This window comes from Campylobacter sp. 2014D-0258, from assembly GCF_008000495.1.
Lineage (GTDB): Bacteria > Campylobacterota > Campylobacteria > Campylobacterales > Campylobacteraceae > Campylobacter_D > Campylobacter_D jejuni.
In genome coordinates, this window is sequence record NZ_VOAR01000025.1 from 380,378 (window position 1) to 404,227 (window position 23,850).

Annotated in this window: 22 protein-coding genes and 1 pseudogene; 17 read left to right on the plus strand and 6 right to left on the minus strand. The window is 30.4% G+C overall.

What is annotated here, in order from left to right; genetic code table 11:
* The first annotated feature begins 72 nt into the window (after positions 1-72).
* The 6 genes from mqnE to SR62_RS06715 are packed head-to-tail and all read left to right on the plus strand — an operon-like array spanning position 73 to position 6,717.
* Positions 73-1,137 (plus strand): aminofutalosine synthase MqnE, encoded by a 1,065-nt coding sequence (mqnE, locus tag SR62_RS06690; RefSeq protein ID WP_002892913.1) that lies wholly within the window; start codon positions 73-75, stop codon positions 1,135-1,137.
* A 9-nt stretch (positions 1,138-1,146) separates the two neighbouring features.
* Entirely contained in the window at positions 1,147-2,466 is a 1,320-nt protein-coding gene (locus tag SR62_RS06695) for an NCS2 family permease (RefSeq protein ID WP_002856518.1), read from the plus strand.
* A 13-nt stretch (positions 2,467-2,479) separates the two neighbouring features.
* Entirely contained in the window at positions 2,480-2,923 is a 444-nt protein-coding gene (locus SR62_RS06700) for a phosphoribosyltransferase (RefSeq protein ID WP_002892911.1), read from the plus strand.
* A gap of 45 nt (positions 2,924-2,968) precedes the next feature.
* Positions 2,969-3,667 (plus strand): VacJ family lipoprotein, encoded by a 699-nt coding sequence (locus tag SR62_RS06705; RefSeq protein WP_002859657.1) that lies wholly within the window; start codon positions 2,969-2,971, stop codon positions 3,665-3,667.
* Positions 3,668-3,676: 9 nt separating this feature from the next.
* Entirely contained in the window at positions 3,677-4,246 is a 570-nt protein-coding gene (locus SR62_RS06710; RefSeq protein WP_002892910.1) for an ABC transporter substrate-binding protein, read from the plus strand.
* Positions 4,246-6,717: an efflux RND transporter permease subunit gene (locus SR62_RS06715; RefSeq protein WP_002858465.1), complete on the plus strand. Its 2,472-nt coding sequence runs from the start codon at positions 4,246-4,248 to the stop codon at positions 6,715-6,717. Before SR62_RS06710 ends, SR62_RS06715 begins: the two co-directional genes overlap by 1 nt.
* Before the next feature lie 30 nt (positions 6,718-6,747).
* On the opposite strand, the gene rdgB is transcribed toward SR62_RS06715, so the two are convergent.
* Positions 6,748-7,350: an RdgB/HAM1 family non-canonical purine NTP pyrophosphatase gene (rdgB, locus tag SR62_RS06720; protein WP_002853680.1), complete on the minus strand. Its 603-nt coding sequence runs from the start codon at positions 7,348-7,350 to the stop codon at positions 6,748-6,750.
* 166 nt (positions 7,351-7,516) lie between these two features.
* Between rdgB and SR62_RS06725 the strand changes: the two genes are divergently transcribed.
* Positions 7,517-8,818: an MFS transporter gene (locus SR62_RS06725; RefSeq protein WP_002892908.1), complete on the plus strand. Its 1,302-nt coding sequence runs from the start codon at positions 7,517-7,519 to the stop codon at positions 8,816-8,818.
* 2 nt (positions 8,819-8,820) lie between these two features.
* On the opposite strand, the gene SR62_RS06730 is transcribed toward SR62_RS06725, so the two are convergent.
* Entirely contained in the window at positions 8,821-10,494 is a 1,674-nt protein-coding gene (locus SR62_RS06730) for a 4Fe-4S dicluster domain-containing protein (RefSeq protein WP_002892906.1), read from the minus strand.
* A 77-nt stretch (positions 10,495-10,571) separates the two neighbouring features.
* Here SR62_RS06730 and selA point away from each other — a divergent pair, with 77 nt between their 5' ends.
* The 4 genes from selA to SR62_RS06750 are packed head-to-tail and all read left to right on the plus strand — an operon-like array spanning position 10,572 to position 14,991.
* The gene (gene selA / locus SR62_RS06735; protein ID WP_002892905.1) at positions 10,572-11,894 is read left to right on the plus strand and encodes an L-seryl-tRNA(Sec) selenium transferase; all 1,323 of its coding nucleotides are present in this window, start codon (positions 10,572-10,574) and stop codon (positions 11,892-11,894) included.
* On the plus strand, positions 11,891-13,696 hold the full coding sequence (selB, locus tag SR62_RS06740) for a selenocysteine-specific translation elongation factor (RefSeq protein ID WP_002892903.1): 1,806 nt from the start codon (positions 11,891-11,893) through the stop codon (positions 13,694-13,696). Before selA ends, selB begins: the two co-directional genes overlap by 4 nt.
* Positions 13,697-13,744: 48 nt before the next feature.
* On the plus strand, positions 13,745-14,455 hold the full coding sequence (locus tag SR62_RS06745) for a thioredoxin fold domain-containing protein (protein ID WP_002855861.1): 711 nt from the start codon (positions 13,745-13,747) through the stop codon (positions 14,453-14,455).
* A 5-nt stretch (positions 14,456-14,460) separates the two neighbouring features.
* Entirely contained in the window at positions 14,461-14,991 is a 531-nt protein-coding gene (locus SR62_RS06750) for a hypothetical protein (RefSeq protein ID WP_032604013.1), read from the plus strand.
* Positions 14,992-15,035: 44 nt separating this feature from the next.
* Here SR62_RS06750 and fldA read toward each other — a convergent pair whose 3' ends face one another.
* Genes fldA through SR62_RS06765 form a run of 3 tightly spaced genes read right to left on the minus strand, consistent with a single transcriptional unit; the run spans position 15,036 to position 16,539 of the window.
* Complete coding sequence (fldA, locus tag SR62_RS06755; protein WP_002859666.1) at positions 15,036-15,527, minus strand: flavodoxin FldA; 492 nt, start codon at positions 15,525-15,527, stop codon at positions 15,036-15,038.
* Positions 15,527-16,222: a hypothetical protein gene (locus SR62_RS06760; protein ID WP_002892901.1), complete on the minus strand. Its 696-nt coding sequence runs from the start codon at positions 16,220-16,222 to the stop codon at positions 15,527-15,529. Before SR62_RS06760 ends, fldA begins: the two co-directional genes overlap by 1 nt.
* Positions 16,223-16,224: 2 nt before the next feature.
* Positions 16,225-16,539: a DUF2325 domain-containing protein gene (locus tag SR62_RS06765; RefSeq protein WP_002855637.1), complete on the minus strand. Its 315-nt coding sequence runs from the start codon at positions 16,537-16,539 to the stop codon at positions 16,225-16,227.
* Positions 16,540-16,709: 170 nt separating this feature from the next.
* Between SR62_RS06765 and SR62_RS06770 the strand changes: the two genes are divergently transcribed.
* On the plus strand, positions 16,710-18,134 hold the full coding sequence (locus SR62_RS06770; protein ID WP_002892899.1) for a catalase: 1,425 nt from the start codon (positions 16,710-16,712) through the stop codon (positions 18,132-18,134).
* A gap of 56 nt (positions 18,135-18,190) precedes the next feature.
* A complete protein-coding gene (locus SR62_RS06775; RefSeq protein WP_002858381.1) occupies positions 18,191-18,661 on the plus strand; it encodes a Cj1386 family hemin-binding protein in 471 nt (156 codons plus the stop codon).
* Here the strand turns inward: SR62_RS06775 and SR62_RS06780 are convergent, their stop codons facing one another.
* Positions 18,662-19,318: a transcriptional regulator gene (locus SR62_RS06780; protein ID WP_147502318.1), complete on the minus strand. Its 657-nt coding sequence runs from the start codon at positions 19,316-19,318 to the stop codon at positions 18,662-18,664.
* A 167-nt stretch (positions 19,319-19,485) separates the two neighbouring features.
* Here SR62_RS06780 and SR62_RS06785 point away from each other — a divergent pair, with 167 nt between their 5' ends.
* From SR62_RS06785 to purB, 4 genes and pseudogenes are all read left to right on the plus strand, one after another.
* Positions 19,486-19,848 carry a RidA family protein gene (locus SR62_RS06785; protein ID WP_002892898.1) on the plus strand — a complete coding sequence of 121 codons (363 nt, stop codon included), beginning with the start codon at positions 19,486-19,488 and terminating at the stop codon, positions 19,846-19,848.
* A gap of 3 nt (positions 19,849-19,851) precedes the next feature.
* A complete protein-coding gene (gene dcuC / locus SR62_RS06790; protein ID WP_002892897.1) occupies positions 19,852-21,291 on the plus strand; it encodes a C4-dicarboxylate transporter DcuC in 1,440 nt (479 codons plus the stop codon).
* 12 nt (positions 21,292-21,303) lie between these two features.
* Positions 21,304-22,468: pseudogene (locus SR62_RS06795) on the plus strand (trans-sulfuration enzyme family protein).
* A gap of 9 nt (positions 22,469-22,477) precedes the next feature.
* The gene (purB, locus tag SR62_RS06800) at positions 22,478-23,845 is read left to right on the plus strand and encodes an adenylosuccinate lyase (protein ID WP_002892895.1); all 1,368 of its coding nucleotides are present in this window, start codon (positions 22,478-22,480) and stop codon (positions 23,843-23,845) included.
* Positions 23,846-23,850: the final 5 nt, after the last annotated feature.

Here is a 23,850-nt window from a genome sequence, read left to right on the forward strand (position 1 = left end):
TTCTATAAACTCTTTTTCAGTAAGCAAAAATTATAATGCTTTATTTAAAAACAGCAAAAGAGTAAAATTAAAATGAAAAATTTAATCACCAAACTAGAAAATGAAGAAAGATTAAACCAAGAAGAAGCCAATGCACTTTGGGATCTAGATCTTTTTACCTTAGGCAAATACGCTCACAAAAAACGCACTAAACTTCATGGAAAAAAAGTCTATTTTAATATCAATCGCCATATCAACCCAACTAATATCTGTGCAGATACCTGTAAATTTTGCGCCTTTTCAGCGCACCGAAAAAATCCTAATCCTTATTTGATGACTCATGAAGAAATCATGAAAATCGTCGATGAAACTGTAAAACGAGAAACCAAAGAAGTGCATATCGTTTCAGCTCACAACAAAGATACAACTTGGCAGTGGTATTTAGAAATTTTTAAAATGATAAAAGAAAAATATCCTAATCTTCATGTAAAAGCTATGACTGCTGCTGAAATTGATTTTTTACATCGTCGTTTTAAAATGAGTTATGAAGAAGTGATAGAAAAAATGCTTGAATACGGCGTTGATTCCATTCCAGGCGGTGGAGCTGAAATTTTTGATGAAGAAGTGCGTAAGAAAATTTGTCATGGAAAAGTTAGCAGTGAAAATTGGCTTAAAATTCATAAACTTTGGCATGAAAAAAGCAAGCAAAGTAATGCTACCATGCTTTTTGGACATATAGAAGAAAGACATCACAGGATCGATCATATGTTAAGACTGCGTGATCTTCAAGATCAAACTGGTGGATTTAATGCTTTTATCCCTCTAGTTTGGCAAAGGGATAATAGCTTTATACAAACTGATAAAATCATGGATAGTGAAGAAATTTTAAAAACCATTGCCATTTCTCGTTTAGTGCTTGATAATATCAAAAATATCAAAGCTTACTGGGCAACAATGACTTTAAATTTAGCCATGGTAGCACAAGAATTTGGAGCTAATGATTTAGACGGCACTATAGAAAAAGAAAGTATACAAAGCGCAGGTGGTGCAAAGTCCGCCAAAGGCACAAGTTTAAAAACTTTTATCGATATGATAAAAACTTCAAATCTTATTCCTGTAGAACGCGATAGTTTATACAATGAGCTAAAAACCTACTAAGGAGAAAAAATGAGCTTTTTTAAACTCAAAGAAAACAATACGAGTTTTAAAACCGAAGTTATAGCAGGACTTACTACTTTTTTAGCTATGGTTTACATTATCCCCGTAAATTCTAGCATAGTAGGAAATACAGGAATGCCTATAGAAGCTTTAATCACCGCAACAGCTTTAATTACCATAGTTGCAAGTGCTTTTAATGCTTTTTTTGCCAATACTCCTGTAGCTATGAGTGTAGGAATGGGTTTAAATGCTTATTTTACCTTTGCGGTTTGTTTAGGTCAAAACATAGCTTGGCAAAGTGCCTTAGGAGCTGTTTTTATTTCAAGTATTATTTTTCTCATACTTTCTTTTACGCATTTTCGCCTTTGGGTAATCCGCAATATCCCAAAAGATTTACGCCTTGCAATTTGTGCGGGCATAGGTTGTTTTATTGCATTTTTAGGCTTAAGTCAAATGGGTGTGATAATGCATAATAAAGATACCTTAGTCAGCATAGGAAATTTCAAAAGCCCTCATGTGCTTTTTGGAATTTTCACTCTAGCTTTAATCATCTTTTTTTGGGCTATAAAACTTCGCGGAGCTTTTATTTTGGGGGTATTAGCAAGCTCTATTATTGCTTGGATTTTCCATTTAGACAATGCAAGTTTTCCTGTGCAAATCTTTTCTTGGCCAAATTTTAGCATGGAAAATGGTTTAGGAGCCATCTTTTTACAACTTGATATCAAAAGCGCCTTAAATATTACTATGATACCTATAATTCTTACTTTTTTTATCACTCAACTTTTTGATAGCATAGGAACTATCACAGGTGTGGGTGAAAGAGGAAAGATTTTTGATGATCCTAAAAATGGAGAAAAAAAACTAAGCAAAACCTTAATGGCAGATGCAACAGGATCAGCCTTAGGAGCTATGACAGGCACTTCTACAGTTACAGCCTTTGTTGAAAGCACTACAGGGGTTGAAAGCGGAGGAAGAACTGGGCTTACAGCTTTAGTTGTAGCTATTTGTTTTGCTTTTACACTTTTTTTACTGCCACTTTTTAAAGCCATTCCTGCAAACGCAATATACCCCGTACTTGTAATGGTTGGAATTTTAATGTTTATGGAAGTTAAAAATATAGATTTTAAAGATAGTGCTATAGCTGTAGCAAGCTTTTTTACTATTATCATGATGCCTTTTACTTACTCCATCACCACAGGTTTTGCTTTTGGTTTTCTTTCTTATTTACTTGTACGAATTTTTAAACGCGAATGGGATAAAATCAATCTTGGCATTATAGTTTTAAGTTTATTATCTTTGGGTAATTTTTTACTTATGGCACTACAATAAATAAGGATATATAATGATATTTTACTCCTATGAAGAATTTAAAGAAGATGTAAAAATTCTTGCTAAAGAAATTAAAAAAGATTTTAACCCTGATGCACTTTTAGCTATAGCAAGAGGGGGGATGAGTTTAGGACACTCTTTAGCAGTGGCTTTAAAAACGCGTCAACTTTTTGCTTTAAACTCAATTCATTACGATGATACAAAAAAACTTGATACTATTGAAATTTTTAACATTCCTGATTTAAGCAAGCACAAAAAAATTCTACTCATTGATGATATAGTAGATAGTGGAGAAAGTTTAGCAGAAATAAAAAAAGTTTTGCTTGAAAAATTTCCTCATATAGAACTTAAAATTACAACCATTTTTTACAAAAAAACCGCTCTTTTAGAGCCTGATTTTAAAGTAAAAGAAGCTACTGAATGGGTGGATTTTTACTGGGATATAAACCTTGATTAAAAATTTGCTATAATTTTACTTTATATAATTTTTAGGAGTTTTTGCTTGAGAATAAAATTTATATCTTTTATTTTAATTTTTTTTGCTATTTTTGCTTTTGCTAAAGAACAAAATTTAGATGATTTCGAACAAGAATACCAAAACTATCAAGTAAACGATCCACTTTCAGGATATAACAAAGCTATGACAAGTTTTAATGTGGCTTTGTATGATTATGGTTTGCGTCCCGTTCTTAAAGGCTATAACACTATCACTCCTGAATTTATAAGATTAGGGGTAAGAAATTTCTTTGATAATTTACTTGCTCCTTTGCGTTTTGTAGGCAATATTTTACAGTTTAAATTTGAAGAAGCGGGAGAAGAATTTAAAAGATTTACCGCCAATACCATTATGGGCTTTGGTGGACTTATGGATGTGGCATCAAAAATGGGTCTTAAAAAACATCCCGCGGACTTAGGAACCGTTTTGGCTCACTGGGGTGTAGGAAGCGGTTTTCATATTGTCTTGCCTATACTCGGCCCTAGTAATCTTAGAGATACTCTTGCTTTACCTGCAACTTGGTATGCAAGTTTTACTGCTTACATTGATCCTACTTGGGCAAGTATAGCTATAAGTGCTTATGGATTTGGTAATGAACTTAGTTTTAGACTTGATGAAATTGATGAAATTTATCACAACACGCCTAATTTATATCCATTCTTGCGTGATGCTTACGAGCAAAGACGCAATGAACTTAGCAAATAAAGGAAAATAATGAAAAAAATATTTTTAATCTTGGCTTTATTTTTTAATGCTTTTGCCTTACAGCTAGATGAAATTTCTAGTACTATGCAAAAAAACATTGATGCAAGCTTAAAACTTTTACAAGATAGCAAAGAAGACAAAAAACAAGCTGCTGATGGAATTTTTAAACTTTTTGATAGCATAATAGATTATAAACTCATGGCAAAACTCAGTCTTTCGAAAAATTATTCTAAATTAACCCCAAAAGAACAAGAAAAATTTACCACAGCCTTTGAAGCAAGTCTTAAAAAAAGTTTTACCGATAAACTCAGTCTTTATAAAGATCAGGTTTTAAAGGTCAAAAATGGTGAGTTAAAAAATGAAAAACGCTATTTTTTAACCACTTCTATGGTAGTAGATGGGGAAGAAAAAAATATCATTTTCAAATTTTACAATGATAATAACAACTGGCTTGTTTATGATGTAGATGTTTTAGGTGTGAGTATAGTACAAACTTATAGATCACAATTTGGAGATATTTTAGCCAACCAAGGCTTTGATGCCCTACTTCAAAAACTTGAGAGTATTGTCATAGAATAATGTTTGCAAAGCTTTTAAAGTTTTTTATTTCTCGTCCAAAAAGTACTTTTTTTGGAACCTTGTTTATATGCCTGTTTTTAAGCTTTTTTGCTTTTAAGCTTAGCGTAGATGCAAGTGCTGAAAGTTTACTTTTAGAAGATGATGCAGATTTAAAAACTTTTAGAGAAATTTCAAAACATTATAAAAGTGATAATTTTTTACTTTTAGCCTTCAAACCCTATGATGAAAAACCTTTTTCAAATGAAAATTTAGCCAAATTAAAAAAACTTCATGAAGAATTAGAAAAAGCCCCTTTAGTAGAACGCGTTTTTAGTATCATCAATGCCCCTTTGCTTCAAAGTTCGCAAAATACGGATTTAAAAGAACTTTTAAAAAATATCCCAAATATAGAAAGCCAAGATATAAACCGCACAAAAGCCCAAAATGAAATTTTAAATAGTCCCTTTTATAAAAATAATATCATCTCAAAAGATGGAAAAGTAACAGGGCTTATTATTTACTTAAAGCCTGATACAGTTTATAATAATCTTATAGAAAAACGCGATCTTGCTACCGATGAAAAAGAAAAAGATCAAATTCGTCTTGCCATAAAAGAACATCAAGACAAGCAAAAAGTTATCACGAAACAAAGTCTAGATACTATTAAAAGCATAGTTCGAAATTATGAAAAAAATAAAGATACGCTCTACCTTGGTGGCGTAAGCATGATCGCTGATGATATGATAGCTTATATAAAATCTGATCTTGTGCTTTATGGTGTTTCTCTTGTATTTTTACTAGGACTTGCACTTTATTATTTTTTCCGCTCATGGCGCTTTGTTTTTTTACCTCTTTTTATTTGTTTTATAAGCTTAAGTGCGGCTAGTGGAGTTTTTGCGCTTTTAAATTTTCAAATCACGGTTATTTCATCAAATTACGTTGCTTTGGTTTTAATTATCACCTTAAGTGTAGTTGTTCATTTGATCACGCATTTTATCGAAAGCACCCAAAATCATCCCAAAGCTAAAGTTGAGCGCATAGTGCTTGAAACCTTACTAGCGAAAGCAAATCCTAGCCTTTATGCCATTGTTACAACGATGATAGGATTTTTTTCTTTAATCCTATCAAATATCGAACCTATCATAAAACTTGGCATTATGATGAGTATAGGTATAGGTTTAGCTCTTATCTTTAGTTATTTGTTTTTAGCAAGTATCTTAGTTCTTTTAAAACCAAAAAATTATCATAAAAAAGAGTTTAAATTTAATCTTTTAGCCTTTTGCGCCAAAACCGCTCTTGATCCTAAAAAGCGTCGCATGATTTATGAAATTTCAGTTCTTGCTATAATCTTAGCTTTAATAGGCATTTCAAAACTCAGAGTTGAAAATTCTTTTGTCAATTATTTCAAAGATGGTAGTGAAATCAAAAAAGGACTTTTGGTTATTGATAAAAATCTAGGTGGAACCTTACCTTTAGAAGTGATCATTCGTTTTCCAAATAATAAAAACGATCAAAATGCAAGCGATACTCTTGATAGTTTTGAAAGTGAATTTGAAAATTTAGCCACACAAGAAACTTATTGGTTTGACTCTAAAAAAACACGCATTGCAAAAAAAGTTCATGAATTTTTAGAAAACAAAGAATTTGTAGGTTCGGTTTTAAGTCTTAATAGTCTTTTAACCCTAGGGAAAAATATTAACGATGGAAAAGAGTTGGATGATTTTGCCCTTGCGTTTTTAAATGAAAATTTGCCTGCCAAATTTAAACAAGACTTGCTTTCACCTTTTGTAAGTATAGAAAATAACGAGTTAAGATTTAGCATGCGTATTGTTGATTCTGATCCGAATTTAAGACGTAATGAGTTTTTAATAGATCTTAAAAAACAGCTCAACGAGCTTGTAAAAAATGATGGAGTAGAAGTTCAAATCACAGGCATAATGGTGCTTTATAATAATATGCTCCAAAGTCTTTTTTCATCGCAATTTGATACTCTTATATTTGTAATTTTAGCTATTTTTATACTTTTTATCATTGTTTTTAGAGATTTAAAATTTTCAGTTGCGGCTATATTGGTAAATGTTATTCCTTTAAGTGTGGTTTTTGCTCTTATGGGGCTTTTAGGTATTCCTTTGGATATGATGAGTATTACTATAGCTGCTATTGCTATAGGCATAGGCGTTGATGATGCTATACATTATATTTATCGTTTTAGAGAAGAAATTAAAAACAAAAGCCTAGAAGAAGCCATTATGATTTCTCACCTTAGTATAGGTTCGGCACTTTATTATACTACCATTAGCATAGTTTTAGGTTTTAGTGTTATGATGAGTAGCAATTTTATTCCAACAATTTATTTTGGAATTTTAACCGTTTTTGTAATGATTTTGCTTTTAAGTGGAAGTTTGTTCTTGTTGCCAAGCTTTTTAATCACTATTTATTCTAAGAAAACCAAGTTTCCAAACCAACATAAAGAGCATATATTAAAACAATAATAGCTATATATTTTAAAAAATTTTTCATTTTTATCCTTTATTTAAAATCTTTAAAATGATTTTTGCAAGCTCTAAAGCTTTAAAACGATGAGAGATATTATTCTTCTCATCCACGCTAAGCTGGGCTAAGGTTTTATCAAAACCCTTTGGAATAAAAAGGCTATCATAACCAAAACCATTTTCACCTTTTTCTGTATCTATTACTTTTCCATGCATGGTTCCATGCGTACTAAATTCCCCCATCAAACCTACCATAGCAATAGCAGCAACATAATATGCCTTACTTTGTTTAAAACCTTTTTTTATCATTTCATTGACAAGTTTATCACGGTTACTTTTATCATCGCCCTTACCGCTAAATCGAGCAGAATAAATTCCTGGATTTCCTTCTAAAACATCTACACAAATGCCACTATCATCACTTAAAGCGATAAAATCTTTTTTTTGCTTTTCATCCAAAGCATTAAAAACCGCTCTTGCTTTAATCAAGGCGTTTTCTTTAAAAGTTTTTCCATTTTCTTCAATCTCAAAAGGCATTAAAACTTCATCAAAAGCATAAATTTCAAAATCTTTTAAAATTTCTTTAAGTTCTAAAACTTTATGTTTATTGCTCGTAGCTAGGATAATCTTCATAACAAAAGCTCCAAAATAATATCAAAAACAAAAATATGATTTTATAAAATTTATCCTTGTGCGTAGCTTTTAAATACAAAATGGTAAAACGATGTTAATCAATGCTTAATCCATTTCATAGTAAAATTATCCTAATTTAAATTTCAAATTTAATAGGAAATTGATAATGCTAAATAATGTCTTACCCTTATCTTTCATAGTTGGAACAAGATTTTTTGGGCTTTTTATAGTTTTGCCAGTTTTAAGCCTTTATGCTTTAAAACTTGAAGGTGCTAATGAATTTTTAGTGGGACTTTTAGTTGGTGTTTACGCCTTAACCCAAATGATTTTACAAATGCCTTTTGGGATTTTAAGTGATAAAATTGGTCGTAAAAAAACCATGCTCATTGGACTGATTATTTTTATAATAGGCTCTTTAATCTGCTCTTTTGCAGAAAATATTTACACCATGCTTTTAGGGAGAATGCTCCAAGGTGCAGGAGCTATTGGAGCAGTAGCTACGGCAATGATAAGTGATTTTATCACAGAAGAAAATCGTGGTAAAGCCATGGCGGTAATGGGTTCTTTTATAGGACTTAGTTTTGCAGCTTCTATGGTAATTTCTCCTTTAATGAGTGCAAAATGGGGTTTATCTAGCCTTTTTGATCTTAGTGCGGCTTTGTCTCTTTTATGTATAATTTTACTTTATACCGTTGTACCTAAAGAAAATAAAATCACTCATGAAAATGAAAAAACTCCTTTTTTTCATCTTATTAAACAAAAAAATTTAGCCCTTATGAATCTTACTAATTTCATGCAAAAAATGCTTATGAGTATAGCATTTTTAAGTATTCCTATCATCCTAGTAAAACATTTAGGCTTTGCTTCTGATAAACTTTGGATTGTTTATAGCGCTTCTATGGTAGCAGGTTTTATCGCTATGGGCTTTGCTGGAAGTTTAGGCGAAAAAAGAGGTTTAGCTAAACAAATTTTACTCTTAGGAATTGTTTTTTTCATACTTTCTTATCTTTTCTTTGCTTTTAGTAATTCTATGGATTTTTTTATTACAGCAGTTGTGATTTTTTTTATAGGTTTTAATTTACACGAACCTATTATGCAAAGTTGTGCATCAAAATTTTGTAAAGTTCATGAAAAAGGCGCAGCATTAGGATTGTTTAATGCTTTTGGATATGGCGGAAGTTTTACAGGTGGTATTATCGGGGGGATATTTTTGCATCTAGATGCCTTAAATCTTTTAGCTATTATTTTAGTAATTTTAGCTCTAATTTGGCTTGTAGCATTATTCTTCTTAAAAAATCCAGCTGATTTTAAAAACCTTTATCTACCTTTAGAAACGCCTTTAAATTTCAGTACTTTTAGTGAAAATTTAGGGGTTGTAGATATTTATAAAAACTCTAAAAATCTTGTTGTTAAATTTGATAGCAAACTTACAAATAAAGAAGAATTAGAAGGCAAAATTAAGATCTAAATCTAATTTTGCCCCGCAAAACCCATTGCTTTTATCATCACTTTTGCCTTGCAATCTGCACAGCAATAAAGTGTTTTGATTTTATTCTCATCATTACCAAATTTAGGTTTCATTAAATTGGCTATTTTTTCTACGGCTTTTTTGGTCGCAAATTCTTTACCACATTCTATACAGGCAAAAAGCTCATCTTTTGCCATGGTTTGATATTCAAAATAAGAAGCTCTAAACTCCATTCCACTACGAAATAATTTTAAAGTATCTTTTTCAGCACAACTTAACTCACAATACCCACAAGTCGTACAAAGAGAAGCATTAAATTTCAAAGCATTTTCTTGTTTATCAGCGATTAAAGCTCCTACATTACAGGCACCCACACAAGAAAGACAAAGCGTACAGGTGTTAGGATTGATTTCTACCTTACCATAACGCAACCATTCGCCACTTTCCATACTGCCAAAATCTTCATTTTTTATCATTTCCTGCATTCTTTTGGCAAAATTTTCTCTTGTAGTTAAGGTGTTATTATGAAAATCATATTTTAAATCTTGTATGAATTCTTGCTCTTTTAAAACATTTTGCAATTCTTTTTCATCTTTAGCAACAAAAATAGCTTTTTTTTGAAATTTTCTCTCAAAAAAAGTATTTAAAAGTACAATAGCCTCGTTGCTACCACGAGATACAAAATCCGTATAAAAAACCAAATTTGCTCCACTATTTTGCAAAAGCGTTAAAAAATGCATAGAAGAAAGCCATTTTTCACCCTCTATCATAAAGGGTAAAACATCTTTTGGTAAAGCAAGATTTAAATTTTCTAAAGACATTTTTTTAGGAATGATTAAAATTTTTTTATCTTTATAAAACTCACAAAGGGTAAAGAAACTTTCTCTTGGCATAGGAGCATAATCAAGCGATCCGCTAGGACACACGCTAATACATCCTCCACAACCCAAACAATCCACTTGAGAAAATTCCAAATGTTTGTTTTCATCATCTTTTAAAATCGCCACAGTAGGACAAATTTCAGCACATTTTGCACAATGCTCACTGCGTCTTTCGTGGTATTGACACACACTAGCATTATAGCTAATATAAGTTTTATAATGATATTTTGGACTTTTGCTTTGCAAAAACTCAAACAATACTTCAAGATTTTCAAAATTTAAAAGATTATAACATCCACTTTGTCTTGTAAAATCTTTACGCACAACGCTTAAATCCTCAGCTTTAAAAAGTAAAAAATCAAAATCTATTTCCACTTCTTCGCCTTGATTTTTAACCACAGCACAAAGCTCCCCTACACTTCCAAAAACAGCTAAAATTTCTGCACTGCTTAAAGCAATAACCTTAAATTCATGTTCTTTTAAAAACTCTACAGTTTGAGCGTCACCATCTGCGACAATCAAACGATTTTGCACTTCTTTGCTTTGTTCTAAATCAAGCCCCAAATCATAAACGCTAGCTCTTGCTTCATAAAGCGTTAAAACATTTTTACTTTGCTCTAAAATTTCATCTTGAGAATTTTTAAGATAAAAATTAATCTCAGGGGCATAAATTTGTGCTTTTTGATTTTTATCATTGCAAATTAATGCTTCTTTATCATTTGCCTGATCTAAAATTTCAATAGCATCAGGCAAAGGGATTAAAACATCATTTTTTATATAAACAAAATCTTGCATTGTCTTCCTTAATCTCTTTAAAACATCATTTTATAAATTCTATGTTAAAATAACCAAATATTTTCTTAAGGCTTAAGATGAACAAATTTAGAACTTTTCCACAAATTAACACTCTTATTGAAGATGAGAGTTTAAAATCCTATCCTTTTTATATCAAAGCATTTTTTTGTAAAAAAGTTGTCGCAAAACTAAAAGAAAATTTTTTCCAAGATGAAATTTCTAAAGATAAACTACTTTTAGAAATCAAAAAAGAAATCAAAACTTTTTACCGCAAAGATTTACAAAGTGTGATTAATGCAAGCGGAGTGGTTATACACACAAACCTTGGTAGAAGTGTAATCCATGAAGAACTTTATGAAGCGTGTAAAGATATCATTTGTAATTATTCTAATGTAGAGTTTGATTTAGAAAATGGAAAAAGAGGCTCTCGCTATGCTTTGGTACTAGAAAAACTTAAAATGCTTTTTGAATGTGAAGATGCTTTAGTGGTCAATAACAACGCTGCGGCAGTTTTTTTAGTGCTTAATTCTCTTTGTTATGATAAAGAAGTCATAAGCTCAAGAGGAGAACTTGTAGAAATTGGCGGAAGTTTTCGTGTGCCTGAAGTGATAAAAGCTGCAGGTGTAAAGCTTTGCGAAGTTGGAACTAGTAATAAAACACACTTAAAAGACTATAAACAAGCTATCAATGAAAATACCGCTCTAATTTTAAAAACCCACAAGTCTAATTTCGCTCTTATGGGTTTTCACAGTGAAGTAAATATAAAAGATCTACATGAACTAGCAAAAGAAAAAGAGCTTTTGAGTTATTATGATCTAGGTTCTGGCTGGTGTGAAAATTTAAATGAAAAGCTGATTAAGAATGAACCTAAAATCAGAAAACTCGTGCAAGAATGTGATATTTTAAGTTTTAGCGGAGATAAACTTTTTGGCAGCGTACAAGCGGGCATTATACTTGGAAAAAAAGAACTCATAGAAAAACTTAAACAAAATCAACTTTTAAGAATGCTAAGAGTGGATAAATTAACCCTATCTTTTTTAAACGAAAGCTTAAAAGCTTATTTACAAAAAGATTATGAAAAAATTATTACCTTAAAACTTTTAAATGATGACTTATCCTTTATAGAGAAAAAAGCTTTAAGAGTGCAAAAAGAATTAATTTTTCAAACCCAGCTTAAAAAAAGCAAAAGTTTAGTAGGAGGAGGTTCTATGCCTGATAAAAGTTTAGATACTTATATACTAACTTTTCAAGGAGATGCTTTAAAACTACAAACTCGATTTAGAAAAGAAAATATTATAGGACGCATTGAAAATGATGAATTTGTTCTTGATTTTAGAACTATACGAGAAAATGAACTTCAAAAACTTATTCTTACAATCAATCAAATGGAAAACTTATGAAATCTGTTATTATAGGAACTGCAGGACATATTGATCATGGAAAAACTTCACTCATTAAAGCTTTAAATGGTTTTGAAGGCGATAGTTTAAAAGAAGAACAAGAAAGACAAATCACCATTAATTTAAGTTTTTCAAATCTTAAATTAAAAGATAAAAACATTTCTTTTATCGATGTTCCAGGACATAAAGATTTGGTTAAAACTATGGTAAGTGGAGCTTTTGGCTTTAGTGTTTGTTTATTTGTCGTAGATATTAACGAAGGTTTAAAAGAACAAAGTTTAGAACATTTAGAAATTTTAAAAATTCTTGATATTAAAAATATCATTTTAGTGCTTAGCAAATGCGATCTTTGTGAAAATATAGAGCAAAAAAGTGTAGAAATTTTAGAAGAGTTAAAAAATTTAGATTATCCCATTTTAAAAGTATTTCACACCAGTATAAAAAATAATCAGGGCATAGAAGAATTAAAAAATTATCTTTATACCATAGAAAACAAAGAAAACGATGAAGAACTGATTTTTCATTATTATATCGATAGAGTTTTTTCTCTAAAAGGCATAGGAACTGTCGTTACAGGCAGTCTTAATGAAGGAAGTATCACTTTAAATGAAAAAATCATCTGCTTAGACACTCAAAAAGAACTCATTGTTAAAAATATACAAAACCACGATACTAATTTAGAGCAAATCAAAGCTTGTAACCGTGTGGCTTTAAGTTTAAATTGTGATTATAAAGAGTTGAAAAAAGGTTATTTACTAAGTAAAAAAGGTTATTTTAAAGCCTTTAAAGAATGCGATGCTTTAGTTAAAGCAAAAAATTTACAAAATAGCAAAATGATTTTTTGCGTGGGTTCAAGACAAATAGAATGCAAAATAAATATATTAAAAAAACTAGAAAATGATGAATTTTTTGTGCATTTTAGTTTTGATAAAAATGTATTTTTAAGTTTTGATGAGGCTTTTATTTTATTACAAAACAATCGTGTTATAGGCGGTGGTAAGGTTTTAAATCCTTTAAGCGAACCTTTAAAAAAAGAACAAAAAAATAAATTTTTAATGTTTTTGAAAAATAAAGATTTTAAAGCGGCTTTTTCTTTCTTAAAAGACGCACACAAATACGGCTTTGGTTTGCTTTCAAGCTATCAAAGATTTAAACTTTCCCATCAAAAAGCATTGAAATTAGCAAAAGAATTAAATCAAGTATTTGTCGATGAAAAAAATCTTAATGTATATCATTTACAAAGTCTAGAAGAAATTAAAAATTTCATCAAATTCATACTTGAAAAAAATCCTTATGCCATGCTTTCAGCATATTCTTTAACTTTAAGGATTACTTGGGCAAGTGAAAATTTTTGCGAACTCGGACTTAAAGAAATGTCAAATTTATTGGATTTTCAAAATGGAATTTATTTTAAAAAAGGCATAGATTTTGAAAAACTTCAAGAAAAAAATAATAATCAATTATATGAAATTTTAAAAAAACAAGGCATTAAACCCGAAGCTCCTTATAATCTTTATGATTTTTTAGAACTTGATAGAAAAAGCGGAGATAATATACTCAAAAAACTTACCCAAAAAGGCTTGGTTGTAAGACTTTCACATAATCTTTTTATAGAAAAACAAGCTCTTGAAAAACTTATGCAAGAATGTTTAAATTTATTAAAAAATCAAAGTCTTGATGTGCAAAGTATGAAAGAATATTTTAATCTTTCAAGAAAATATGCTATTGCTTATTTAGAATACTTAGACAAATTTCCTCAAGTAAGCAAAGAAGCTGAAAAAAGATTTTTAACAAACATTTAGAAAATCATTATAGAATTAAACATAATTTATTTAAAGGATTTATAAACTATGAAAAAATTAAGTTTAATTCTTGCCTGTTCAGCATCTTTGTTTGCTGCAAGTAATTCAGAAATTAGTGATTTTTATTCAAAAAGCATTAAAGCACAATTTCCAAATGCTACCGTTAGTGTATCAAATCGTCAAAAGGTTGGTAATACGGGTTTTGAAAGTGTTATTGTAAGCGTTGAATTAAATGGACAAAAACAAGAAAACATTCTTTTTACAAAAGATAGTCTTATTACCCCTGATCTTATCGACTTGAAAACGGGAATTTCTTATGCTCAAGAATATGAAATGAAAAAATTTCAAGAAGCAAGAGAAAATTTTACAAAAAATGCTAAAGCTGTAGCACAAAAAGAAACCATGGTAATAGCTTTGGGAGATAAAAATAAACCTGCAATTTATGTTTTTTCAGATCCTGAATGCCCTTATTGTAGAGAACATTTAGCTCAAATTGATGATGAACTTAAAAACTATCAAGTTAATTATATTTTAACTCCAGTACATGGAAAATCTGCTTTTGAAAAATCCGCTCTAATCTACAAGGAAGCAAAAAAAGCAAAAAATGATAAAGAAAAAATCGCAATTTTAAACAAATACTATGATGCAAATATCAAAAATTATCCAAAAGTAAGCGATGCAGAATTAAAAGAAGTTTTTTCTTTATATGAAAAATATCGCTCATTAGGTCTTAGTGCTACTCCAACTATTATTAAATAAATCTAATGTCTAAAATTACTTTAATTGTAAGCTTTTTTATAGTACTCTTTATGAGTGCTTGCACCAATGCAACTTTCATGCAAAGCTTTATTCAAACAAGTAATGAAGGCATTTTTATCAGATCACAAAAACAACAAAGTTTTAAAATTTCCTTTCAAAATCCTAGTCAACTTCGAACTACTTTGGATAGAGATTTGGCTTTAAAACTTAAAAATTTAGGCTTAAAAGAAGTAAAAGAGAATGCAGATTATGAAATTTTAATCAATCTTATAGATATGAAAAAGCATTCTTATGCCCAAAAAATCACAACTTCAGCAAGATTTTTTTATGATTTTGATCCTTTGGAAAGTGATGGAGAATGGATGGTAGAAAACTACTATACTATGCAAGTTAATTTACAAATCAACTCTAAAAATCACAATTCTCAAAAAACAAGTCTTCTTGCTAGAACAGATTATCTTGGAAATAAAGAACGCTGTCAATTATCTTTAGAAAATAAAATTATAAATCAAATAGTGAGTTTTTTTTATTTTTAAGAAAAGACAATCAAGAGTATAAAAACTCTTGATTTTAAGAATTATTAAGCAAAATAAGGTTTGATTTGTTCTATCCAAGCATCAATTCTTGATTCAGTTTGATCTTCTTGATTATCATTGTCAAGAGCAAGTCCAACAAATTTACCATCTACAACCGCATCGCTTGCTTCAAATGTATAACCATCAGTTGAAACTTCTCCTACCAAATTTGCACCTGCATCTTTTAAATTTTGAGCTAATTTACCCATGCCGCCACAAAAAGTGTCAGAATAACTTTCACTATCACCCATACCAAATACAGCTACAGTTTTTCCACCAAGACTAAGCCCTGAAAAATCAAAACCATCCCAATCATCTTGTAAATCACCACTTCCCCAAGTTGAAGTTCCACAAATTAATTTATCGTAAGAATTCATTTTAGCCGCATCAATATCTGAGATATTAAAAACATCGCTAATTCCAAGTTTTGAAGCAATTGTATTAGCCGCTCCTTCTGTATTTCCCATAGCACTACCATAGATTACTGCTACTGACATTATTTTCTCCTTATAATTTGATTTGATATTTTATACGGAACTAATTTTAACATAGTTTTGTTTAAATCACACAAAAAATGTTTTATTTCAATAAAATGTGTGAAATTTTTGTTACGTGGACAAACAATATAAAATTTTTCAAAATTGTTTTCTTTTATTAAATTCAATAATCCATGAATTTCATTTTCAATTTTTAAATTATGCGTATTAATCTCTTTGCAAAGTGGTAAAATTGCAAATTTCTTATCTATTATAATAAGATTACCATCTTGATCTATATTTTTTCCATTATTTTGAAAAGAAACCTTATCATAAACATAAGAGCTAAATAAAATTTGCGCATCAAAACAAATACCATAAAGATAAATTCTTAAAAGTCTTAAAAGATCGATATTCTTAGATATTTTAGTATTAAAAATCAAGCTTTTTCTTTTTTGAAAATAGAAAGCGTATGTATTAAACTTGATATTTATATTTTGAATCTTACCAAATGAAACATGCATTATATCATGTAAAAAATTTCCAAATATCATTTTTAAACTCTTGGTATTTTTTGCATATAAAAGAGGAATTTTTAGAGCGCTATCAACACTCGCATTATATTGAGTTAAAAAAGTCAACATAAGTTCTTGATTGTTTAAATAGCGATAAATTTGCGGTATAAATTCTCGCTTATCATCAAATCCAAATAACATCTTTAACCTTTATAGCAAGAAAATTCTTTATTAAGATTAAAAATTTTACAATATTCACAATACACACAACTTACACTTCTTTTTGCACAAACTAATGGAATTTTGCGCTTTTTAGCTTCATTTTTGATTTTTTTCATAGTATTATGATTTAAAAAGCTTGTTAACATTACTATACATTCTGTATCACAAGGAATCGGCTTGCGATTAACTCTATTTTCATTACGCGCATCCCAGTGTTCTATTTTTTTAGCACCTAAATCATGTAAAACAGCTCTAATAGGAGTGATTTCATCTGCACCAATAACCAAAACTGACATAAATTCTCCTTTGTGATTTTTAAAATATATTTTGATAATTATTATTATAATATAAAAAAACTAAATTTATTTTGAAATTTATTATCAATAAAATGCAATTATTCAGTTAATTTTAATTTTTAATAGATATAATTTACTAATTAATAAATTTTATTATTTAGGAGAAAACAATGAAAAAATTGACTAACGATTTTGGAAACATTATAGCCGATAACCAAAATTCATTAAGCGCAGGCGCAAAAGGACCTTTACTTATGCAAGATTATCTTTTACTTGAAAAACTTGCTCATCAAAATAGAGAAAGAATTCCAGAAAGAACCGTTCATGCTAAGGGAAGTGGAGCTTATGGCGAAATAAAAATTACAGCAGACTTAAGTGCTTATACCAAAGCTAAAATTTTTCAAAAAGGCGAAGTTACTCCATTATTTTTACGCTTTTCAACAGTAGCAGGTGAAGCAGGTGCAGCAGATGCTGAACGCGATGTGAGAGGTTTTGCTATTAAATTTTACACCAAAGAAGGAAACTGGGACTTGGTAGGAAATAACACTCCGACATTCTTCATCCGTGATGCTTATAAATTCCCTGATTTTATCCATACTCAAAAAAGAGATCCAAGAACACATTTAAGAAGCAATAATGCTACTTGGGATTTTTGGAGTTTATGTCCTGAAAGCTTACATCAAGTAACCATTCTTATGAGTGATAGAGGAATTCCTGCAAGTTATCGTCATATGCATGGATTTGGAAGCCATACTTATAGTTTTATTAATGATAAAAATGAAAGATTTTGGGTGAAATTCCATTTTAAAACCCAACAAGGGATTAAAAATCTTACCAACCAAGAAGCTGCTGAGCTTATAGCAAAAGACAGAGAAAGCCATCAAAGAGATCTCTATAATGCTATAGAAAATAAAGATTTTCCAAAATGGAAAGTTCAAGTTCAAATTCTTGCTGAAAAAGATATAGAAAAACTTGGATTTAATCCTTTTGATTTAACAAAAATTTGGCCTCATAGTCTTGTACCTTTGATGGATATAGGCGAAATGATTCTAAACAAAAATCCTCAAAATTATTTCAATGAAGTTGAACAAGCTGCCTTTAGTCCAAGCAATATCGTTCCTGGAATTGGCTTTAGCCCTGATAAAATGTTGCAAGCTAGAATTTTTTCATATCCTGATGCACAAAGATATAGAATAGGAACTAATTATCATCTTTTGCCCGTAAATCGTGCAAAAAGCGAAGTGAATACTTACAATGTCGCTGGTGCTATGAATTTTGATAGTTATAAAAATGATGCAGCTTATTATGAACCAAACAGCTATGATAATAGCCCAAAAGAAGACAAAAGTTATCTTGAACCTGATTTAGTCTTAGAAGGCGTAGCACAAAGATATGCTCCACTAGATAATGACTTTTATACTCAACCAAGAGCTTTATTTAATCTTATGAATGATGATCAAAAAACTCAACTTTTTCATAATATCGCCGCTTCTATGGAGGGAGTTGATGAAAAAATTATCACTAGAGCTTTAGAACATTTTGAAAAAATTTCACCTGATTATGCAATAGGAATTAAAAAAGCTTTAGAAAAATAATTTTTACTTGCCACTTTTGGTGGCAAACTAAAGATTATAATAATTAAGGAAAAACAATGACAACTCTTAGCTTAGAAGAAGAAAAAAGATTTGAAGAGCTTTGCAAAATGGCTTTTAATTTTGCAAGAAATAATGAATGCGAAAATCTTAAAATCATGATAGAAGCAGGTTTAAATGTAAATTTAAAAACTCATAAAGGAGATAGCTTGCTTATGCTTGCAGCTTATAATAATTCTTATGAAAGTGCTAAAATGCTTTTAGAAAAAGGTGCAAAAGTAGATGAAAAAAACGATCGTGGACAAACCCCATTAGCAGGAGTTTGTTTTAAAGGATATTTACCTATGTGTGAACTTTTAGTTAAATATGGAGCAAATATTGACGAAAACAATGGTTTAGGAATGACACCTTATACTTTTGCTATTATGTTTGGACGCAAAGATGTGGCAGAATTTTTACTCAAAAAATCTAAAAATAATTTTTTAAAGAAAATAAGCCTAAAAATACTAAAATTTATCAAAAAATTTTAGTTATTTTTTAAATTTCTTCAGATACCTATAGACACTAGGTTCTGAAATTTTTAAAAATTTTGCTACGATAGGAACCGCCCCTTTTATATTAAAAATACCTTTTTCATATAGCTTTTCAGCAATTTCTTCTTTTTGAGTAATGCTTAATTGATAATCAGAATTTAAATAACTAGAATCTACGCTTTGAACTAAAATATCCTCTATCGAGTGACTTAATGTTTCTATACTTGAATCATTTTGAGAAAAACTAATATTTCCTAAAATATCACCCATATCTCCAATTTTTTCTAAATCAATCATCTTGCATATTAAATCTCTCATAATTCTAGTATCATGATTGATACACAAAATACCTACTAATTTGTCATGATTTTTAATAAAAAAAGTAGATCCTCTAATTAATTTTGATTTTCCAACAAGAGCCTTATAATCACATAAAAAATCTTTTTCTAAATATTTTTTATTTTGCATAAGCTCACTTGCAAAAGCAGTCAAGGGAGAATCTAAACTTCTCCCACTAATGTGATTATTAGCAATTGCCGCAATATAAGCTCCATCTTCAGTAATTACATGAAAAACTATCTCATATTGCTCACCTAAAACTTCTCCTAAAAAATATGTCAACTTTATAAATTGTTGTTTTTGTCCCTCATCCATAAAACTGCCTTCAATAAAAAATTAATATAATATTAAATTCTACTCTTTATACTTTAAAACATTTCTTAAAAATAAAATTTTATTATTATAATAATAAACTATTGACAAATTATTATTGTAGTGATAAAATGCATTCTGCTTAATCTATATTTAACAAAGGAGAATTCATGTCAAACTATCCAAAGGCCATTGGTCCATACTCAGCTTACAGAGAAGTAAATGGACTTTTATTTATATCAGGACAACTTCCTATCAACCCTGATTCAGGCGAAATAGAAAGCTATGATATCAAAGAACAAACCAAACAATCTTTGAAAAATATCGGTGCTATCTTAGAAGAAAATGGTATTAGTTATGATAAAGTGGTTAAAACCACTTGCTTTTTAGCTGATATTAATGATTTTGTAGCATTTAATGAAATTTATGCTGAATTTTTTAAAGCTCCTTATCCAGCAAGAAGTGCTTTTGCAGTAAAAGATCTACCAAAAAAAGCTAAAGTAGAGATAGAGATCATCGCTCAAAAAGGATAAAATATGCTAGGTATTGTTTTTTCTTTATTTAGTGTTTTTTTACTTGTTTTTATGCTTTATAAAAAAATCAATGCTCACATGGCATTGCTTTTAAGTGGCTTGCTTTTACTTTCCTTAGCTGCTATTTTTGGACTTTCTCCACACATTGTTACCAAAGATTCTTTAAATTTAGGTTTTTTTGATATTTTTCAAGTTTTTAATCAAACCATGTCAAGTACATTAGCAGGGCTTGGACTTACACTTATGACTATAGCAGGTTTTTCTGCTTATATGGATCATGTAGGGGCTTCTTATGCACTTTTTAAAGTTTTTGAAAAACCTTTAAAAGCCGTAAAATCTCCTTATGTTTTACTCATAGTTGCTTATTTTATCGTGCAATTTTTAGTTCTTTTCATCCCTTCTCACGCAGGCTTGGCACTTTTACTTATGGTTACTATGTATCCTATACTTGTACGCTCTGGTGTTTCAAAACTTTCTGCCTTAAATGTGATTGCTATTTGTCAATATATCGATCATGGACCTGGAAGTGGAAATGTGATCATGGCGTCAAAAGTAGCTGAAGTTGATCCTGCAATTTATTTTGTTCATTATCAACTCCCTACAACCTTGCCTATCATTATAGCTGTAGGTATTGCAATATATCTTTGCAATAAATTTTTTGACAAAAAAGATAATTTTGTCTTCAATGCACAAGAAATTGAAAAAGAACTAAATGAAAATGAAGGTAAAGAAAAAGAACTTAAAAAGCCTCCTAGAATTTATGCGATTTTACCTATAATTCCTTTGGTTTTAATCCTAGGATTTAGTTCCGTGCTTGATAGCATCTTGGTTTTAATGGGAATAAGTAGCGCTGAAGAAGTTAAAGCAGCTGCTAGCACTGCAATTAAAATGAATGTTCCAGTAGCAATGGTGATTTCAACTTTTGTGGCTATTATTTTTGAAATGATACGCTATAAAAGTATAGTAGAAACTCTTAATTCTATGATGATTTTCTTTAAAGGAATGGGACATTTATTTGTTATCACAGTTTCACTCATCGTTTGTGGTCAAGTATTTGCAAGTGGTCTTTTATCTGTAGGTTTTGTAGATACTTTAATAGAATTTTGCAAAAATGCAGGATTTGGAGTTTTGGCTATTATTATCGCCGTTTCAATCTTACTTGCAGTTTGTGCTTTCTTAATGGGTTCAGGAAATGCGGCATTTTTTAGCTTTGCTCCACTTATCCCAAATATAGCAAAACACTTTGGAGTTGAAACTATCACTATGATAGCACCGATTCAAATCATGACGGGCTTTGGAAGATGTGTTAGTCCTATTGCACCAGCGATCTTAGCTATCTCAGCTATTGCAAGAGTAAGTCCTTTTGCCGTGGTTAAAAGAACAGCTATTCCTATGCTTGTAGCGGCTATTGTAAATGTTATTATGACTTATATCTATCTTTAAAAAGGAGAAAAAATGAACTCAAAAACTAAACTTATTCATTGTGGCAGAGGCGATCAAGGCGCTGAAGTAAGATCAGTCAATCCTACACTTATGCGTGCATCAACCATACTTTTTAAAGATCACGCAACTTGGCAAAAATACAGAGAATTAAGAAAAACAGATCGTGTTTTAAGTTATGGATCTAGAGGAACAACAACCAATTTTGAACTTGAAAAACTTATTTGCACTCTAGAGGGTGGTTATAGAGCACAACTTTTCCCAACAGGACTTGCAGCATTAGCTATGGTGCTTTTAAACTATGCAAGCAAAGATACACATTTTTTAATCACTGATGCAATTTATGGGCCTGTAAGAACGATTTGCGAATTATTTTTAGAAAAAATGGGCATTGAAATTGATTTTTTAAAAGCTGATGCAAGTGATGTAGAAGAAAAAAATCAAACCTAATACCAAGCTTATCCTATGTGAAAGTCCAGGTTCTATACTTTATGAAATCATAGATTTACCAAAACTTTGCAAAATTGCCCATGCGCATAATATCCCTGTAGCTATTGACAATACTTATTCTAGTGGATATTTTCTAAATCCTTTAGAACTTGGAGTGGATATTTCAGTTATCGCCGCTACAAAATATCTTAGTGGACACTCTGATGTAACCATGGGTATAGTAGTAATCAACGAAAAAGAATGGAAAAATTTTGACAAACTTCCAGAAGCTTTAGGCTTTACAACAAGTCCTGATGATGCTTACTTAGTACTTCGTGGTATGAGAACACTAGATGTGAGAATGAAAGCTCATGAAAAAAGTGCTGATGAAATTGTAGAGTTTTTACAAAGCAGAAAAGAAATTAAAACAATTTTCTATCCAAAACTCAAATCCCACCCAAATCATGAAATTTTCATGCGTGATCATAAAGGTGCAAATGGTATGATTACCATAGAATTTGCAGAAGGTTATAGCAAAGATGATGCTATTAAATTTGTAGATAAACTAGAATACTTTTCAATTGGTGCTAGCTGGGGTGGATATGAAAGCTTAGCCACCGTAACTACTCCGCCTAGAACTGCAACAGATTGGAGCGCAAGAGGACCATTTGTAAGATTTCATATAGGTCTTGAAGATACTAAAGATTTAATTGCTGATTTAACACAAGCTTTTGATAGTATTAAAAAATAAGGAGATAAGATGACAGGAATTAGCGTATTTGATCATAGATTACTAGCAGACTCATGGAGCACGCAGGAGATGCGTGCTATTTTTTGCGAACAAAACCGCATACAAAAATGGCTCGATGTTGAAGCAGCTTTAGCAAAAGCACAAGCAAAACTTAAAATTATCCCTAAAAAAGCAGCTGATGAGATCGCAAAAAAAGCTCATTATAAATTTATGGATATGGACTTTATCTTTGCTGAATTTAAAAAGACCAAACACCCTTTAGTTCCTACTGTAAGAGGATTAGAAAAAGCTTGCGATAATAATTTAGGCGAATATGTACATTTTGGAGTAACCACTCAAGATATCATCGATACAGGACTGGTTTTACAATTTAAAGAAGCAATGACTCTTGTAAAAAGTGAATTAAAAGCTATCGCAAAAGCCTTAGCGAAACTAGCTAAAACCCATAAAAACACTGCTATGATGGGAAGAACTTTAGCACTTCAGGCTTTGCCTATTACTTTTGGACATAAAGTGGCTATTTGGTTAAGCGAACTTGAGCGTCATTTTGAAAGAATACTTGAGCTTGAAAAAAGACTTTATGTAGGCAGTATAGTAGGCGCTGTAGGAACTAAAGCAAGTTTAAGTGATGAGTGCAATGAGGTAGAAAAACTCACTTTAGAAAATTTAGGACTTGATGTGCCTAATATTTCTTGGCAACCTGCACGTGATCGCTTTATAGAGCTTGGTTTTGTGCTAGGTAATATCAACGCAACCTTTAACAAAATCGCTCATGAAATTTTAATCCTTTCGCATAATGAAATTGATGAAGTTGCTGAACCTTTTGGCAAAGGACAAGTAGGATCAAGCACTATGCCACACAAAAGAAATCCTGCAGTAAGCGAAAATGCAGTTACAGTAAGCAATGCTTTTAAAGCAAATTTAGCCATTTTAAGTGATATTGAAAGACATGAACATGAAAGAGATGGTCAAGTTTGGAAAATGGAATGGAAGCTTTTACCTGAAATGTTTTTAATGCTTTCTGTGGTTTTAGCAAATATGAAATTCGCTCTTAGCGATTTAGAAGTAAAAAAAGACAAAATGCTTAAAAATTTAAATACTCTTAATGGTTTTGTTTTAGCAGAGCGTGTTATGTTTGCATTAAGCGATCATTATGGAAAACAACACGCCCATGAAATTGTTTATGAAAATGCTATGCTAGGTATCGAAAAACAAAAAACTTTTAAAGAAGTTTTACTTGCAGATAAAAGAGTATCTAAGGTATTGAAAGAAAAAGAAATCGATGCTTTGCTTGATGCAACAACCTATGTAGGATATGCGCCAAAACTTGTAGATGAATTTTTGGCAAAAATCAAAAATAGTGCTATCTTAAAATAGGAAAA

What these genes read in the sequence shown, in the direction of transcription:
- SR62_RS06780 (WP_147502318.1), bottom strand. Translation starts at nt 19,318, where the DNA reads ATGGATGAGGGACAAAAACAACAATTTATAAAGTTGACATATTTTTTA.
- SR62_RS06745 (WP_002855861.1), top strand. Translation starts at nt 13,745, where the DNA reads ATGAAAAAATTAAGTTTAATTCTTGCCTGTTCAGCATCTTTGTTTGCT.
- dcuC (WP_002892897.1), top strand. Translation starts at nt 19,852, where the DNA reads ATGCTAGGTATTGTTTTTTCTTTATTTAGTGTTTTTTTACTTGTTTTT.
- SR62_RS06785 (WP_002892898.1), top strand. Translation starts at nt 19,486, where the DNA reads ATGTCAAACTATCCAAAGGCCATTGGTCCATACTCAGCTTACAGAGAA.
- mqnE (WP_002892913.1), top strand. Translation starts at nt 73, where the DNA reads ATGAAAAATTTAATCACCAAACTAGAAAATGAAGAAAGATTAAACCAA.
- SR62_RS06730 (WP_002892906.1), bottom strand. Translation starts at nt 10,494, where the DNA reads ATGCAAGATTTTGTTTATATAAAAAATGATGTTTTAATCCCTTTGCCT.
- rdgB (WP_002853680.1), bottom strand. Translation starts at nt 7,350, where the DNA reads ATGAAGATTATCCTAGCTACGAGCAATAAACATAAAGTTTTAGAACTT.
- SR62_RS06775 (WP_002858381.1), top strand. Translation starts at nt 18,191, where the DNA reads ATGACAACTCTTAGCTTAGAAGAAGAAAAAAGATTTGAAGAGCTTTGC.
- SR62_RS06770 (WP_002892899.1), top strand. Translation starts at nt 16,710, where the DNA reads ATGAAAAAATTGACTAACGATTTTGGAAACATTATAGCCGATAACCAA.
- SR62_RS06760 (WP_002892901.1), bottom strand. Translation starts at nt 16,222, where the DNA reads ATGTTATTTGGATTTGATGATAAGCGAGAATTTATACCGCAAATTTAT.
- fldA (WP_002859666.1), bottom strand. Translation starts at nt 15,527, where the DNA reads ATGTCAGTAGCAGTAATCTATGGTAGTGCTATGGGAAATACAGAAGGA.
- SR62_RS06700 (WP_002892911.1), top strand. Translation starts at nt 2,480, where the DNA reads ATGATATTTTACTCCTATGAAGAATTTAAAGAAGATGTAAAAATTCTT.
- SR62_RS06715 (WP_002858465.1), top strand. Translation starts at nt 4,246, where the DNA reads ATGTTTGCAAAGCTTTTAAAGTTTTTTATTTCTCGTCCAAAAAGTACT.
- SR62_RS06725 (WP_002892908.1), top strand. Translation starts at nt 7,517, where the DNA reads ATGCTAAATAATGTCTTACCCTTATCTTTCATAGTTGGAACAAGATTT.
- purB (WP_002892895.1), top strand. Translation starts at nt 22,478, where the DNA reads ATGACAGGAATTAGCGTATTTGATCATAGATTACTAGCAGACTCATGG.
- SR62_RS06765 (WP_002855637.1), bottom strand. Translation starts at nt 16,539, where the DNA reads ATGTCAGTTTTGGTTATTGGTGCAGATGAAATCACTCCTATTAGAGCT.
- SR62_RS06695 (WP_002856518.1), top strand. Translation starts at nt 1,147, where the DNA reads ATGAGCTTTTTTAAACTCAAAGAAAACAATACGAGTTTTAAAACCGAA.
- SR62_RS06710 (WP_002892910.1), top strand. Translation starts at nt 3,677, where the DNA reads ATGAAAAAAATATTTTTAATCTTGGCTTTATTTTTTAATGCTTTTGCC.
- selA (WP_002892905.1), top strand. Translation starts at nt 10,572, where the DNA reads ATGAACAAATTTAGAACTTTTCCACAAATTAACACTCTTATTGAAGAT.
- selB (WP_002892903.1), top strand. Translation starts at nt 11,891, where the DNA reads ATGAAATCTGTTATTATAGGAACTGCAGGACATATTGATCATGGAAAA.
- SR62_RS06750 (WP_032604013.1), top strand. Translation starts at nt 14,461, where the DNA reads ATGTCTAAAATTACTTTAATTGTAAGCTTTTTTATAGTACTCTTTATG.